Source organism: Streptomyces sp. V1I1, assembly GCF_030817355.1.
GTDB lineage: Bacteria > Actinomycetota > Actinomycetes > Streptomycetales > Streptomycetaceae > Streptomyces.
In genome coordinates, this window is sequence record NZ_JAUSZH010000001.1 from 5,952,133 (window position 1) to 5,966,944 (window position 14,812).

Below are 14,812 nucleotides of genomic sequence, written 5' to 3' on the forward strand. Positions count from 1 at the left end.
GGCAGCGAAAAGTCCCTCGGAAGTCCCTCGGGCAGCGCTGAAAGTCCCTGAAAAGTCCCTGGGGGGCAAGGGGTGCTGACGCCTCTGTGCTGGCCCGGGTACTGGCCCGGTCTCGTGCAGGCCGGGCAGGTGATGCGGCGAGGTTAGGGTCTGAGTGACAAGTTCTGGACAGCTTCGTGAGGGGCGTTTATGGGGGTGTCGCCGTACTCGATGGGCGGTGGGGGGACGGTGCTGGAGCACCGCTATGCGGCTGTTCTGCTCTCGACGCTGCTGACCGGCAGTTCACTTGATGAGCTCGGTGATGCGTTGATCGAACCCGTCGAGATCCGTCTGCAGGCGAGCCAGTTCAGCCCGGTCGACGACATCATGATCATCGGGCGTCGTCAGCGTGGTGGCGACGAATTCACCGTGTGCGTCGGTGTCCGGCGTGATCCCAGCTTCGTGCCCTCGCACGAGCCGATGGTCAAGCTTGTTGGCAGCTACCTCAGAGAGGTCACCGAGCACTGGGGAGAGGTCGAGTCCGGACATCGGAAACTGGTGCTGGCGGCCGTGGACCGTAGTGCCCACGCCTTTCAGGTGGGGGCGCTCACGCGGATCGCCAACGGGAAGGGATGGCGGCATTCCGAGACGCAACCTCCCGCTCAGGGCCCACGAACGCCGAACTGCGGGCTCGTCTGCATCAGTTTGACCAAGTCGTAGCCGAAGCGGCGGCTCTGTACGATCTCGACACTGGCGTCGTGAGCGCTGAAGAGCTGTCTTGGCGGTTGCTGTCGAGCCTGAGAGTGAAGCATCTGCGGCTGGAAGACGGCGATGGACAGGACCGCAGCCACGCTGTCGACCGCCTACGAGGAGTGGCGTTCGAGAAGACGCTGGAGGCGGCAGAGGCGGTCTTCTCAGAGATCGAGCGTCGGGTGGGCGACTGGGCCCCCACTGCCGCTTCGCTCAGTAAGAGGCTGTTGCTTTTCCGTACTTGATCGCTGACTTTGCGCTGGTCAGGCATGGTGTTGTGGGTTCCGTGGCAGACAGGACGTGTCGTGTCGTCGTGGTCATGGAGGTGCGGGATGCCGTCGATCGTCGGGATGTTGGAGGAACAAGAGCGGGTGGCTCGTCAGCAGGTGGAAGTGGTGCGGGAGGAGGCGGACCGGGTGCTTGCCCGGTTGCATGCCGCGGAGTTGCAGTGGGAGCGGTTCGTGACCGCTCGGGAAGTCCTGGCCGAGGTTCTCGCCGGCGTTGGCCGTGCTGCCGCCGTCGAGGAGGCCGCCGCGCCTGCTGCGGAGAGCGTCACCCCGGTGCCGGTGCCGGTGCCCACTCCAACGCCGGTGGCTGAGCCGGGGATACAAACAGAGCGCCTCGTGGCGCACAAGGTGCGTTCCACGACCCAGCGACGGGGCAGGACGACGAAGCCGGAGACGTCGTCGCTGCGCTTGATGACGGTGACGACCAGCTGCAGAACCTGCAGGGCCCAGGTGATCAGGGTGCCGGTGTAGCCGCCGTCGGCCCCCAGTTTGGTGATCGTGGGGAAACGGGTCCGCAGGGCGGGCAGCATGTCGGTGGCCGCCTGACGGTCGGTCACGTCGCCCGCGGTCACATTGATCATCAGCAGCAGACCGATCGTGTCGCAGATCAGGTGCCGACGCCTGCCGTTGATCTAATGGGCAGTAGATGGAACCGCTGAAGGCACCTGCGCGACGTCGGCCGCCGGCGTCAGCACGACGTCCTCCGTTGATCCGGGCCTTTGAGCCCTCAAAGAAGACTGACGCTCGCAGTCGGCGTCGAGAGCTGTCACGTGATCACCGATGATGATCGTGGTCCAAGCCCCCTGCGGGGGCTACCTCTTACGTGCTCGTGAGCCACCAGCTCCGGTCAAGACCGAGGACCCCGCGGGTCGCTGGGGTCATGAACGGCTAATCGGATGTCGGGCCACGGAGCCCTTCCATTAGAGAGACGCATGCCCTGCACGGCTGTGACCAGCCACAACACAAGTCTGATGAGAAAGCGTGAGGCGAGTGAGAGCGTTCTGCGGCATCGACTGGGCCAGTGACCACCACGACATAGCCGTCGTCGACGAGACAGGCGCGCTGGCCCGGGCTCGCATCGACGACACGGCGGAAGGGCTTGACCAGCTGCTTCGGATGCTCGCTGAGCTCGGCGATGGTCCGCAGGATCCAGTCCCGGTGGCCATTGAAACCTCCCGCGGTCTTCTGGTCGCCTGTCTGCGGGCGACGGGTCGCCCGGTCTACGCCATCAATCCGATGGCCGCCACCCGGTACCGGGACCGGCACACTGTGTCCCGTAAGAAGTCCGACCACCTGGACGCCATGGTGCTGGCGAACATCCTTCGCACCGATGCCGCAGCTCACCGCACGCTTCCCGCCGCCTCCGAAGTGGCCCAGGCCGTCGCGGTCCTTGCCCGTGCCCAGCAGGACGCCGTCTGGGACCGAACCCAGGCCGGCAACAAGCTGACCTCGCACCTGCGCGAGTACTTCCCCAGCTACCTGGCCGCCGCTGGCCACCGACGTGAGGGCATCTACCACCCCATAGCCCGGGCTCTCCTGGCCGCGGCGCCCACCCCACGCCAGGCAGCCAAACTCACCCGGCCCCAGCTGCGGGCCGTGCTGAAGAAGGCCGGCCGCAAGAACACCATCGACAGGGAGGTCGAGCGTCTACACAGCACGCTCCGATCTCCGCAGATGCGCCATCTCTCCCTGGTCGAGGAGGCCATGGGCCGGCAGGCACTTGCGCTGCTGCGGCAGCTGGAGGCGGCGTGCGTGAGCGCCGATGATCTCGCCGAAGCCTCGGTGCAGGCGTTCGAAGCCCATGACGATGCCGAGATCATCACCAGCTTTCCCGGCCTGGGCCCGCTGAGATCTCTGGATATAGTGCAGGCGTTCCGGGGAACCGGCGGCGGCCCGGAGTCGGTCGGCCTCAGGCGCCACCTTGCGTTCATCGACGTCCGGAACTCCGGCGGACCCCGATGACCCCGTCACTGAGGAGGCCGTCCCATGGAACCCGTCACGCTGATCACCGGTGGCTCGACCGGAATCGGCGCCGCCACCGCCCGCGCCCTGCTCAAGCGGGGGCACCGCGTGACCGTCACCGGACGCGACACGGACAAGCTGGCCGCCTTCGTCGCTTCGGCCGGAGCGGGCGAGCGGCTCCTGCCGATCACCGGCGACACCAGCGACGAGCACGATGTAGCCGCCGCCGTGCGCCAAGTGGTGGACGCGTGGGGGCGGCTGGACAACGTCATTGCCAACGCCGGTTTCTCGTTGCCCGGCAACCTGGAGAGCCACGCTCCCGCGGACATGCGCGCCATGGTCCTCACCAATGTCCTGGGCCCCGCCCTGCTGGTGCGGGAGACCCTGCCGCACCTCAGGGAGTCCAAGGGCCGGATCGTGATCATCGGCTCGGTCGCCGGAGTGCGCAACACGCCCGGCAACCTGTACTCGGTCACCAAGTGGGCCGCGCACGCCTTGGCCGAGAACACCCGGCTGCTGGTCGGCAAGGACGGGATCGGAGTGACCGTCGTCGCCCCCGGCGTGGTGGACACCCCGTTCTGGGACAAGCGCGGTGGCACCCCCGAGGCGGCGCCGGCGATGACAGCCGAGCAGATCGCGGACACGATCGTCTTCGCCGTCGACCAGCCCGAGGGCGTGGACATCAACCACATCACCGTGCGGCCGGCCGGGCAGACCGGCTGACGCGGCCCTCCCGACCTCCGAACAGATGGCGCCGTCGGCCCCCGCCGCTCACCACGCGGTGCGGGCCGACGGCGCCTTCGGGCCTCGGGGTGGACGCGCGCTCAGGCGGAGAGGTGGGCGCACCCGGGGAGGAGCACCCCCGACCGCTCGAAGTCGGCCACGGCGGGCGCCCCCATCAGGGCCATGACCTCCTCGAACTCGCCCATGAGTATCCGCAGGACGTCCGCGACGCCCTCCGCGCCGGAGCGGGCGAGCCCCCAGAGGACCGGGCGTCCGACCATTACCGCGTCCGCGCCCAGACACAGGGCCTTGGCGATGTCGGCGCCGTACCGGACACCGCCGTCCAGGACGACCGCGCACCGCCCGGCGACGGCGTCCACGATCTCGGCGAGGGTGTCGGGGGCGCTGCGGGAGAAGTCCAGCTGGCGGCCGCCGTGGTTGGAGACGACCAGTCCCGAGACGCCGTGCTTGACCGCCAGTTCGGCGTCCTCGGCGGTGAGCACGCCCTTCAGTACCAGGGGCAGCGAGGTCACTTCGCGGAGCCAGACGAGATCGTCCCAGGTAATCGAGGCGTCGAACTGCTCCTTGGAGTGCCGGGCGATAGCCGATTCCCCGTCCCTGCTGCCGTGCGAGGCGGCCATGACGTCGTGCGCCAGGTTGACCGCCCGGATGCCCGGGGGCACGGCGAAGCCGTTGGCGGCGTCCCGGGGACGGAACGCCACCCTGGGCGCGTCGACGGTGAGCACCAGCGCACGGAATCCGGCGGCCTCGGCCCGGCGGATCAGGTCCACCAGGAGGTCCCGGCGCTTGAGCCAGTACAGCTGCAGCCACAGCGGGCCGGTCGCCTCGGCGGCGATCTCCTCCAGTGTCCGGCTCGCGAACATGCTGACCGTGAACAGGGCACCGGCCTCACCCGCGGCCCGTGCCGTCGCTGTCTCACCCTCCGGGTGGGCGAGTTGGTGGTACGCCATCGGGGCGATGGCAAGGGGGGCGGCGAGGTCCGCACCGAGCAGCTCGGTGCGGGGGTCGCAGTGGGAGACGTCGACGAGGCAGCGCGGCCGCAGCCGGATCCTGTCCAGGGCCTCCCGCCCCGCCGTCAGCATCGACTCGGTGCCGCTGCCGCCCGCGAAGAAGTCCCACACCGGTCCCGGCAACCGCTCCTTGGCCGCCGCCTCGTAGGCACGCAATGCCGGCACCACATCTCCTCCGTTCGCCGTGCTGTTCAGGGGGTTCGGGGCGCCGGCCATCAGACGGCGGTGCCTGTGGTCTGCGCGGTGATGAAGGCGGCCAGCCTGGCCACGCCCTCGGCGATGGTCTCCGGGCTCTGTGAACTGCACGACAGGCGTAGTTGGTGGACACCGCCACCGCCCAGGTGGAAGTCGCTCATCGGCGTCCACAGCACGCCGTAGGTGCGCGCGGACAGCTCCAGGGCCTTGTAGTCGGCGGCGAAGGGCACGGTGACGACGGCGAAGAAGCCGCCGTCCGGGCGATTCCAGGAGAGGCCGAGCTCGGCCCTGCGCTCTGCGGGAAAGTGCCGCTCCAACTCGTCGAGGAGCGTGTCCATGTTCGTGCGGTAGTACGCGATCGCCCCGGCGTTCGCCTCGCGCAGCCGGAAGCCGCTCTCGATGAGCAGTCCACCGATGACGGCCTGGCTCACGGCCGAGGTGTTGACGGTCGTCATGCTCTTGATCTTGGACAGCTCGTCGGCGAGCAGCGAGCGCCGGCCGTCCGGGCCGATGACTTCCTGGTCGGCGATGACGTAGCCCACCCGGGCGCCGGGCAGCGCCGTCTTGGCGAACGATCCCAGGTGCACCACGCGGCGGCCCGTATCGAGGGCTTTGAGCGTGGGGCGGGCCGAGCCGGTGCGCACGAAGAAGCCGTAGGGGGCGTCCTCCAGGACGAGGAGGTCCTCCTCCTCGGCCACTCGCAGCAGGCGCTCGCGGTCCGGGAGGCTCATGCTGGTGCCGGACGGGTTGGCGAAGTCCGGCACGACGTAGAAGGCCCGGGGGCGTTCACCGGCCGCCCGGGCGGCACGCGCGGCCGCCAGCACGGCTTCCGGTGCGGGGCCGGCGGGGCCCTCGGGCACGGGCCGTACCCGGATGCCCAGCAGCCGGGCGATGCCGGTGATGCCCACGTAACACGGGGAGCTGACGAGCAGCGTGTCCTCGGGGGCGGCGAAGAGCGCCCGCAGGGTGAGGAGCATGGCCTCCTGGCAGCCGGTCGTCACCACGACGGCTTCCGGGGGTACCTCGATCCCCTCGTCGTTGGCGACTGTCCGGGCGATCAGCTCGTGGATGATCCCGTTGGTGCGGCCGTACTGGAAAAGCTGGGTGCGCACCTGGTCGCGCGACCAGCCCAGTCTATCCCGCAGGTAGCTGGTGTACGTGTGCAGGTGGTGCGCGAGGTCTTCGGGCTGGAAGTCACCCTCGGTGGGCCGTCCCGGCGCGAAGGAGATGGCCTGTGGGAACCGGCCGACGACTTCGTTGAGGAAGTTCATGGCGTCGAGGACCGGGTCGCTGAGCGACCCGTGGAGCTCGTCGCGTGCCAGCACCGGCGATGATGGTGGGGCGGCTTGTGTCACCGCTCAGACTCCTCTCGGCGCGGCCGTGTAGGCCACGCTCAGGGTGGGTGCCGGGTTGCGGGCGGGGATACGGGCCCGGCCTCGCACCCCGCGGACCAGGGCGGTGGCGAGCCGGTCCGTGTGGACGCGCTGCTGCTCCGGCTCCTCGGCGGCGCCCAGGCCCTGCAGGGCGTCGACCACCTGGTGCAGGTCCTGGGTGAAGCCCGCGAGGACATCGGCGACGGCAACGGCGTTGGACCCTAGGATGTCGGTCCACAGCTCGGCGCTGCCCGCGGCGAGGCGGGTGATGTCCTGCAGTCCCTGCCCAGCGAGGCCCAGTTGGGCTGGGTCGCCGTGCAGTAGTCGCCCCGCGAGGAGGCTCGACACCAGGTGCGGGGCGTGCGAGGTGAGCGCGACCGCACGGTCGTGCTCGGCGTGGGCCATCACGACCGGCCGGGCGCCGCACAGCTCGGCCAGGTGCCAGGCACGTTCGGCGGTCTGCGCCCGGGTGTGTGCGGAGGGGGTGAGCACCCAGGGCCGGCCGTGGAAGAGGTCGTCCCGGGCGGCGAGCGGGCCGGACTGCTCCCGGCCGCCCATGGGGTGCCCGCCGATGAAGCGGGTCAGGTCGCAGCCGGCCTGGGCCGCTTCCCGTTGGGGCAGTTCCTTGATGCTTGCGGCATCCGTGAAGTCGTGTGCTAACTCGAGCAGTTGGTGTTCCTTCAGGGCCGCCGCGACGTGCCGCGGTGGTACCGCGATGACAGCCAGGTCGACCGGTCCACGAGGTGTTCCTGCGATACCGGCCCCGAGGTCCGCGGCGATGCGCGCCGCCTCCGGGTTCGCGTCGATCAGGTAGGTGGTCACGCCCCGGCCCCGAAGGGCCAGGGCGATCGATGTACCGATCAGGCCGGTTCCGACCACTGCGGCACTCTGCATCAGTGGTCGCTCCACAGGAGTGGGAGGTACTCGGGGTCGTGGTAGTCGGGGGTTCCCTCGGCGGTACGCCGCACGAGCACGTCGTGGTTGTAGCTGACCTGGGTGCCGTCGGAGCGGCGGAAGTCCTGGTAGCGGTTCTCGCCGTCCTGTAGATGGTAGGAAACGGCGCGGCGCGGACGGTCGCTGAGGTTGGCGCCGCTGCCGTGATACGTGCGGCAGTGGTGGAAGTTGACGTGGCCCTTGGAGATGAAGACAGGCACCTTCTTGACCTCGACCCCGTTGAAGGCCGCGTTGTCCTCCAGCATCTGGTCCAGCTCGGAGCCGTCCCGCTCGGCGAAGTGCAGGGACGTGGCGTCGTTCTCCGCGGTCTCCTTCCACAGGTGGCTGCCGTCGACCATCGTGATGGTGCCCGCCTCCTCACCGCAGTCGTGGAAGGGGATGAACGCGGTCAGCATCCGCTCGGAGGTGGAGGTGGACCAGTAGTGGCGGTCGAAGTGCCAGGGCACGATGTTCGACTGCTCCTGGGCCACCGGGGGCTTGTAGATGAGCGTCGACTGGAACACCCGGATCTGCTCGGCCTGGGCGAGGCGCGCGGCGACGGCGCCCAGCAGAGGCTTGCGCAGGATGCGGCCTATGGTGTCGTCCTCGTAGTGGATGTAGTCGTTGTGCCGCTGGACGTCGCCCTTTTCCGGCTCCCAGTAGGCCAGCTTGGGCGGGCGTACCGGCAGGGTGCGGTCGCGGTGGCCGGCGTAGAACAGCTCGCTGGCGGCTTCCAGCTGCTCGACCTCCTCGTCGGTGAACAGCTTCTTCGAGAGGTACCAGCCGTGCTCGGCGTAGAAGGCGACGTCCTCCTCGGTCGGGAGCAGTGTGAGCTCCTCGTCGGTGAGGGTGAAGCCCTGGGTGTCCTGGACTGACATGGTGTTCCTTACAGGTGCGTGGTTCGGTGAAGGGACGGCGCGCGGAGCCGGGTCAGGAGACGGCCTTCTCGCGGGCGACCGCCTCGTAGAGCGCCTTGATGTTGCCGCTGCCGAAGGTGCGGGCGCCGTGCCGGTCGATGACCTCCCAGAAGTACGTCTTCCGTACGTGCTGGGACTGGGTGAAGATCTGGAACACCTGGCCCCAGTGGTCCTCGTCGATCAGGACGTTGGTCCGGCGCAGGTCCCCGACCTCGAGGTTGAGGTGCTCGAAGCGGTCCTGCAGCTCGTCGTAGTACGAGCCGGGCGTCTGGAGGAAGTTGGTGCCCCGCTTCTCCAGGGTCTGCACGGTGCTCACGATGTCGTCGCAGAGCAGCGCCAGGTGCTGCACGCCGGCGCCGCCGTGGCGGGCCAGGAAGGTGTCGATCTGCCCGGGCTCACGGTCGGTGACCGGCTCGATCAGGGTGAAGGTCACCTTGCCGGACGGGCTCTGGACGACCTTGGAGTCCATGGCCTGGGTACCGACCTCGATGAACTCCTCGAAGATCTGGGAGAAGCCGAAGACCTTCTCGTAGAAGGCGACCGTGGGACGCAACTGGCCCGCGGGCAGGCAGATCGCCGCGTGGTCCACGGTGCTGAGCAGTTCCTCGCCCGCCTCGGGGTCGGCGGCGATGATGTCCATCACGCCCGGCAGGAACTGCTCGCGGTCGCCGCTGCGCTGGACGAACCGGTGCGCGACGTCACCGAAACCCAGGACCGCGGCGGTGACCACCTCGGTGCCGTCCTTGCTGTGCGCGGTGGGCTGCTCGACGGCCGTGGCACCGCGCTCGACGGCGAGCTCGAAGGCCTTGGCGGCGTCGCTGACCTCGAAAGCGATGTTGGCGACGCCGTCGCCGTGCTCCATCACGTAGGACGCGGCCGGGTGGGACGAGTTGAGAGCGGAGGTGAGGACGACCTCGATGCCGCCCTGGCGCAGCAGCAGCGAGCGGTAGTCGGCCTGTCCGGTCTCGGGACCGGCCTGGCCGCAGATGCGGAAGCCGAAAGCGGTGCAGAGGTAGAACGCGGACTGCTGGGCATCTCCGACGTAGAACTCGACGTGGTCTACGGCCCCGATATCCATGCGAAACCCTTCTGTTTCCATAATCGACACGAGAAAGATCGAGATGTTTTCACCGAGTGGACGGGCGGTCCGAGAGAATCGATCCGGCCGTGCTCCAGAGGGTCTCTAGAGGGTGGAGAACTGGTCCAACGGTGACCAGGCTCCGTAGTCGCCTCGGCGGTAGAGAAGTGGCTCACGGGGAAAGACTTCGGCGCCTTTCACCCGGCCTATGAAAAGCCAATGGTCACTCACCTCGATCGCTTTTTCAACCCTGCATTCCGCAAAGCCGAGTGCGATTTCGGTGAGCAGGGGCGCACCTTCGGCAACAACCGAGGGGCGCCATTCGACGTGCGCGAATTTATCCGTGGCCTTGCTCGCGAATATCTGGGACGCAGTGCGCCCGGACAACGAGAGGAAGTTCACCGCGAACGCCTGCGACGACATGATCGCCGGCAGTGTGCGGGATCCCCTGCCGACGGAGACCAGCAGCGTCGACGTCGCCGCCGACACCGAACAGACGGCGTTGCTGGTGAAGCCGTACGGCTCACCTTCTCCGTCCGTTGCCGTCACGATGGCGATCGGGGTCGGGAACGAGCCAAGGAGCTCACTGAAGCGTACAGAACCTACATCCATCAAGTTCCTCCTCGGAGCATCTCGTGAATCGTTTTCGGGCAGGCCGAAGCGACCAAGGGCCCGTGATGGCATTTGTGTAACCTTCGCCGCCTCTTCGCGGCAGTGGCTATTCCGCGGTGGCGCCCACGAGAGTCGCCTCCCGTGCGGCAATCGCCCGGCCGAAAGCCTGGATGATCAGCGGCAGCATGAGCGCACCGAAAGCGGTGAGCGCCACGGCCAGCACCAGGACGAGTCGTTGCGGACCCAGATTGTTTCCGGAGCCGGCCAGCAGAAGTCCCGCGATGGGCATGGACATCATATTGAGCAGATAGAAGGGGCCCATCACCTTTCCGAGGTGTTCCTCGGGAAGGACCTTGATGCGCTGCGTCCGGTTGAAGACGTTGAAGTACGTCACTCCGAGCATGGCCGCCACGAACGCCGGGGCGTACAGCAGCATGGACGAGGCGAAGCCGATGAGCAGCAGGCAGGAGCAGAGCAGTGCGAGACCGAAGATCCCGAGTATCCGCACGTTGACGTGCCGGAGCAGGAACGGGATAACCAGGAGGTTGACGATCCCCAGCACGCCGATACAGATGTTCAGCAGGGCGAACGACGACTCGGGGGCGTGGAACACACCTGTGACGAGTGCGGCGTTGGCGGCGAGCACCACGGCGAAGACCAGGTTGATCGAGAAGTTGAGCGAGGCCAGCAGGACAAGAGGTCTGCTCCGGACCAGCAGCGTCCAGCCCAGCCGGAGTTCGACGACGATCTGCGCGGCTCCGCCTTTGCTGGAGGTGCGCAGCCCGCGCGGCAACGGCAGCCAGCAGGCAGCGGCGGCGGCGAAGATCACCGCGGCGGCGCCGAGGAGCCACGTCTTGTCGATGACCGCCAGGCCCAGCAATGCCAGGGCGGGGCCGATGGCCATCGCCGAGACCTCCATGCTCTGCACCAGGCCCTGCATCTTGGCCACTTCGGTGCCCTTGGCCAGCTGCGGCACGACCTTCTCGACGGACATGCGCGCCGGCGCCATGAACAGCGACAGCAAGGGCGCGGCCGTCATCAGGATGGGCGTCAGCAGTGAGGGCGCGGCCAGACAGCCGATGAGGGCGCCGCCGAGGACGACGGCACGGCCGGCCGTGACGACGGAGAACAGCCGTGCCCCGCCGTCACGGTCGGCGAGAAGTCCGGCGAAGGGGTACGCGAGGAGGGCCGGCAGCCACTCGATCGCGTATGCCAGACCGAGGGCCGACACCTCCTTGGTGTCCTGGAAGATGAGCAGCGGAATGGCGAACAGCACCATCTGCTCGGCCACCACCCCGAGGAGGACGCCACAGGCGAACAGCCTTTGGTGCACAACGGATCGCGTGGTCATGAGCTCGATCGCTCCCTTGCGCTCGGCCGGTCGCTGCCCGGCCCGGGACCCCTCACTTCGGCACCGGAGCGGTTTCGAGGCGGAATCCGGCGATGATCTTCCGGATGTCCTCCTCGACGGCCTGCTCGTCACCGGTCAGGATGAACCGGCCGCTGTGCACGGCGTCGTAGCTGCCGCCGGCCTCCATCAGCTCGCCCGGAGCCGGCACCAGCTCTCGCCAGATGGTGGTGAATTGGTCCCGCATGGAGGTCACCGAGACGACCTCCGCCGGCAGTCCGGCGGGCTTCGGGATGATCAGCCAGCCGCCGGACGGGTCGCCCGTCTGCGGCGGGACCGTCGCCCGGCCCTCGCACAGGGCATCCAGCCAGAGCTCGAAGAGGTTGACACCGAAGAGCTTGTCCGTGAGGTAGGGCACCTCGGCCCCGCCGATGCGGCCGGCGATCTCCAGGAACACCAGGTCCCCGTCGGGGGTGACGAAGAGCTCCAGGTGGAACGGCATGGAGGTGATCCCCAGGCCCGAGATACAGCGCCGGGCGAACTCGTGCACACGGGTGCGGAGCGGGGAGTCCTGGACGACGACTGAGCCGAGCGGCTGCCCGCCGGCCTCGAAGGCGAGGCAGTCGTTGATGTAGCGGGACACCGCCATGAACGGTATCCCGGCGTCCTCGTCCGCGAATCCGTCGACGTGGTAGATCGCGCCTTCGACGAACTCCTCGAGCTCGTGATCGGCGAGGTCGACCTCGGACAGCAGGGCGGTGAGCGCGGCTTCGTCCTCGACGCGGTGCACGCCCATGCTCGCTGCTCCGGACACGGGCTTGAGGATCAGCGGGAACCCGATGTCGCGGGCGAACTCCAGCGCGGACTCGACGCTTTCGCAGGCGTCGAAGCGGGGCACGCGGACGCCCGCCTTGGCGATGAGCTCCTTCATCCGCAGCTTGTTGCGGTAGACGGCGACGTCCTCCGGGCGGGGCCCGGGGATGTCGAGCGCCTCGCGGACCTCGGCCGCGACGCCGAGGGTGAACTCCGAAACGGCGATCAGGCGGTCGACGGGGCTGACTTCGTCCGCCGTCCTGCGGACCGCGTCGCGCAGCGCCTCGAAGTCGTTGACGTCCTCTATCTGGACGGTGCTCGCGATCCGGTCGGGATCGGCGAGGATTCCGGTGGCGCCGACCGCGTCGACGACGTAACTGACGCGGTGCCGCTCATGGTCGATGAGGTCCTCGAAGCGGCCCATGGAGAAGTCCCAGCGCGGCCCTTCGGTGAACCGAGGCCAGCGGTTGACGACGACTATGTGCACAGCTCACTCCTCCGTGGCCGCGGGAACCGTCTTGATCGACAGGGTTCGCCGGACGAACTCGATGGCTTCTTCCAGCTCCTCGCGCGAGTCCGCGGCGAGTACCGCATACCCGGTGCGCTGCAGGGAGGAGGCGGTCGGCTGGACGGTGTCGCCGGCCTTCACCTTGGTGGCGACGTCCACGACGGCGGGGTGCGCGCGGACCTCGTCGAGCCCGTCGACGGCGATCACCTCGCCAGGGTCGGAGACCACGAATAGGCTGGCCGAGAACTTCACGGGCCCCTCCGGCGGCGGCGGGAGCTCGTCACCGACGACGAGCCGCAGCACCAGTTCGAACCAGTCCATCCCGTACGCCAGGGAGCAGAGCTCCATGATGTAGTCGCCGGGTGTGCGGACCGCGACCTCCATCACCGAGGGGCCCGAACTCGTCATCCTGAATTCCAGGTGCACGATGCCGGTACGCATCCCTATGGCGGCGATGACAGACCGGCCCAGCTCGGCGACCTGTTCGGCCTCGGAGGGCGGCAGGGACACCGCGGCCCGGTGCTCCAGCTCGACGAAGTTGGGTGCGCCTGTGGTGGTCTTGGCGGTCAGGTTGGCGAACCAGACCTCGCCGTCGCGGACCAGGGCCTCCCAGCTGTACTCGGGACCCTCGACAGCGGTCTCCACCAGGAGCGGCCGCTCCGATGTGCGCCGTACCGCCGCTGCGTCGAAAGCGGCGGCATCGGCGACGAGTTCGACGCCGTCGCTGCCGGCCGACGACAGCGGCTTGATCACCACGGGGAGGCGGGACTTGGCCCACTCGGCCGCCCCGGCCAGGTCGTTGGTGAGGAGGTAGTCGGGCTGGCCGATCCCGTGGGCGCGGAAGCGCCCGCGCTGGAGTGCCTTGTTCCGGGAGACCACGGCCGCCCGCAGGGACGGTCCCGGCAGCCCCTGGGTGTCCTGCGCCAGGGCGGCCCCCAGGACGTGGCACTCGGTGAATCCGAAGACCCCGGCCGGGCGGCTGCGCAGGGCGGCGTCGTGGGCGGTCTCCGCCCACAGCTCGTCCAGCGAGCCGTACTGGCCCTGGCTCGGCTCGACACTGTCGACCAGACCCTCGATGCCCGCGGCCCAGTCCTGCGACTCGATGCCGCGCACCCGCAGGCCGAGCCGGCGGGCGGCCGCAACGTATGGGCGGCCCATGATCCCGACGCCGACGAGCAGTACCTCGCGCTCTTCCCGCTCGCTCATGACTCCTGCCCTTCGAGACGACGGATCAGGGGGGCGACGTGGGTGAAGAAGTTCCGCATCTCGTCACGGGTCGGCCAGCCGGAGAAGATGAACTCACTGATGCCCGCGGCCTTGTAGCTGTGGATGTAGCGGGCGACTTCCTCGTGACTGCCGACGATGCACAGCGCCGGGCCCCCTCGGTAGGCGACGGCACCGGTCCAGATGTAGGGCGAGAGCCACTCGTCCTTGGCGCTCTCCGCCAACTGGTAGGAGGACTTGACCGCCTCGGAGTCGGTGGTGTTCACCCACTGGCGGATCCACGCCGTGTGGTCCTCGTCCGGGTCACGCATGAGGTTGGCGAGCTCTGCCACGGCTTCCTCACGCGTGTCGCGGGACAGCACGTGCATACGGGTGCCCACGCGGCGGCCGGCGTCGAGGAGCGGCTTGCTCGCCCTGGCCATACCCTCGGGGGTGTCGCCGTAGCGCAGCCAGCAGTCACCCGAGGCGATCGCCGTCTGCTGGGCGACGGCGGAGGCTCCGCTGATGTAGATCTCCGGGCGGCCGCCGTCCTTGTGGCCGAGGCCGAGCGAGGCGTCCTTCACCGTGTAGTGCTGCCCGTCGTAGCTCATCGGCGACTCTCCCTCCCAGAGGCCGCGGATCACCTCGAGGAACTCGTTGCACCGGGCATAGCGCTCGTCGTGGCTGAGGAAGTCGCCGTATCCGGCCTGCTCCGCCGGTGAGATGCCGGAGACGATGTTGAGGGACATACGTCCGTCGGTCATCCACGAAAGGGTGTTGACGACCTGTGCGAACAGGGTCGGCGACATCAGACCCGGCCGGTAGGCCAGCATGAACTTGACGCGGTCCGTCACCTGCGAGAGGGCACCGAGCACCGGCAACGGGTCGGGCAGGTAGTTGGAAATGCCGAACAACAGGCTGTCGACGCCGAGTTCTTCGGCTTCCTGGACGAAGTCCTTGACCTCGCCCATGTCCAGCTTGCCGATCTTGTACGTGTCCGTGGGTGTCGCCTGACCCGTGTCGGGCGGCGAGCACCAGTGGAGACGGAGGGGGTCCATCGTGTTTCTTCCTTCCGTTGCGGGCACCAGGCACCGGGTATG

The 14,812-nt window shown here is 68.4% G+C and carries 14 protein-coding genes and 1 pseudogene; 4 read left to right on the forward strand and 11 right to left on the reverse strand.

The annotated features are described in order from the left end of the window. The first annotated feature begins 189 nt into the window (after positions 1-189). Positions 190-699: a hypothetical protein gene (locus QFZ67_RS27880; RefSeq protein WP_307663802.1), complete on the forward strand. Its 510-nt coding sequence runs from the start codon at positions 190-192 to the stop codon at positions 697-699. Positions 700-737: 38 nt separating this feature from the next. Then, positions 738-974: a hypothetical protein gene (locus QFZ67_RS27885; protein WP_307663803.1), complete on the forward strand. Its 237-nt coding sequence runs from the start codon at positions 738-740 to the stop codon at positions 972-974. Between the two features lie 134 nt (positions 975-1,108). Here QFZ67_RS27885 and QFZ67_RS27890 read toward each other — a convergent pair whose 3' ends face one another. Next, positions 1,109-1,648, reverse strand: a complete 540-nt coding sequence (locus QFZ67_RS27890; RefSeq protein WP_307665994.1) for a transposase — start codon at positions 1,646-1,648, stop codon at positions 1,109-1,111. A 358-nt stretch (positions 1,649-2,006) separates the two neighbouring features. Between QFZ67_RS27890 and QFZ67_RS27895 the strand changes: the two are divergent. After that, a pseudogene (locus QFZ67_RS27895) lies at positions 2,007-2,864 on the forward strand (transposase); the annotation flags it as partial. A gap of 138 nt (positions 2,865-3,002) precedes the next feature. After that, positions 3,003-3,701 carry an SDR family oxidoreductase gene (locus QFZ67_RS27900; RefSeq protein ID WP_307663804.1) on the forward strand — a complete coding sequence of 233 codons (699 nt, stop codon included), beginning with the start codon at positions 3,003-3,005 and terminating at the stop codon, positions 3,699-3,701. A 101-nt stretch (positions 3,702-3,802) separates the two neighbouring features. Here the strand turns inward: QFZ67_RS27900 and QFZ67_RS27905 are convergent, their stop codons facing one another. From QFZ67_RS27905 to QFZ67_RS27950, 10 genes are all read right to left on the reverse strand, one after another. Further along, positions 3,803-4,897 carry an alpha-hydroxy acid oxidase gene (locus tag QFZ67_RS27905; protein WP_307663805.1) on the reverse strand — a complete coding sequence of 365 codons (1,095 nt, stop codon included), beginning with the start codon at positions 4,895-4,897 and terminating at the stop codon, positions 3,803-3,805. Positions 4,898-4,947: 50 nt separating this feature from the next. Next, positions 4,948-6,252, reverse strand: coding sequence for a PLP-dependent aminotransferase family protein (locus tag QFZ67_RS27910; RefSeq protein WP_307663806.1), 1,305 nt, complete (start codon positions 6,250-6,252; stop codon positions 4,948-4,950). Positions 6,253-6,285: 33 nt separating this feature from the next. Next, the gene (locus tag QFZ67_RS27915; protein ID WP_307663807.1) at positions 6,286-7,194 is read right to left on the reverse strand and encodes a prephenate dehydrogenase; all 909 of its coding nucleotides are present in this window, start codon (positions 7,192-7,194) and stop codon (positions 6,286-6,288) included. After that, the gene (locus QFZ67_RS27920; protein WP_307663808.1) at positions 7,194-8,111 is read right to left on the reverse strand and encodes a phytanoyl-CoA dioxygenase family protein; all 918 of its coding nucleotides are present in this window, start codon (positions 8,109-8,111) and stop codon (positions 7,194-7,196) included. Before QFZ67_RS27920 ends, QFZ67_RS27915 begins: the two co-directional genes overlap by 1 nt. A gap of 52 nt (positions 8,112-8,163) precedes the next feature. Next, positions 8,164-9,228 carry a 4-hydroxyphenylpyruvate dioxygenase gene (hppD, locus tag QFZ67_RS27925; protein WP_307663809.1) on the reverse strand — a complete coding sequence of 355 codons (1,065 nt, stop codon included), beginning with the start codon at positions 9,226-9,228 and terminating at the stop codon, positions 8,164-8,166. A 105-nt stretch (positions 9,229-9,333) separates the two neighbouring features. After that, entirely contained in the window at positions 9,334-9,840 is a 507-nt protein-coding gene (locus QFZ67_RS27930) for a flavin reductase family protein (protein ID WP_307663810.1), read from the reverse strand. A gap of 106 nt (positions 9,841-9,946) precedes the next feature. After that, positions 9,947-11,191 carry an MFS transporter gene (locus QFZ67_RS27935; protein ID WP_307663811.1) on the reverse strand — a complete coding sequence of 415 codons (1,245 nt, stop codon included), beginning with the start codon at positions 11,189-11,191 and terminating at the stop codon, positions 9,947-9,949. Positions 11,192-11,243: 52 nt separating this feature from the next. Next, complete coding sequence (locus QFZ67_RS27940; RefSeq protein WP_307663812.1) at positions 11,244-12,488, reverse strand: acetyl-CoA carboxylase biotin carboxylase subunit family protein; 1,245 nt, start codon at positions 12,486-12,488, stop codon at positions 11,244-11,246. 3 nt (positions 12,489-12,491) lie between these two features. Continuing rightward, a complete protein-coding gene (locus tag QFZ67_RS27945; RefSeq protein ID WP_307663813.1) occupies positions 12,492-13,715 on the reverse strand; it encodes an ATP-grasp domain-containing protein in 1,224 nt (407 codons plus the stop codon). After that, positions 13,712-14,770, reverse strand: a complete 1,059-nt coding sequence (locus QFZ67_RS27950) for an LLM class flavin-dependent oxidoreductase (RefSeq protein WP_307663814.1) — start codon at positions 14,768-14,770, stop codon at positions 13,712-13,714. The genes QFZ67_RS27945 and QFZ67_RS27950 overlap by 4 nt, the downstream gene beginning before the upstream one ends. Between the last annotated feature and the right edge of the window lie 42 nt (positions 14,771-14,812).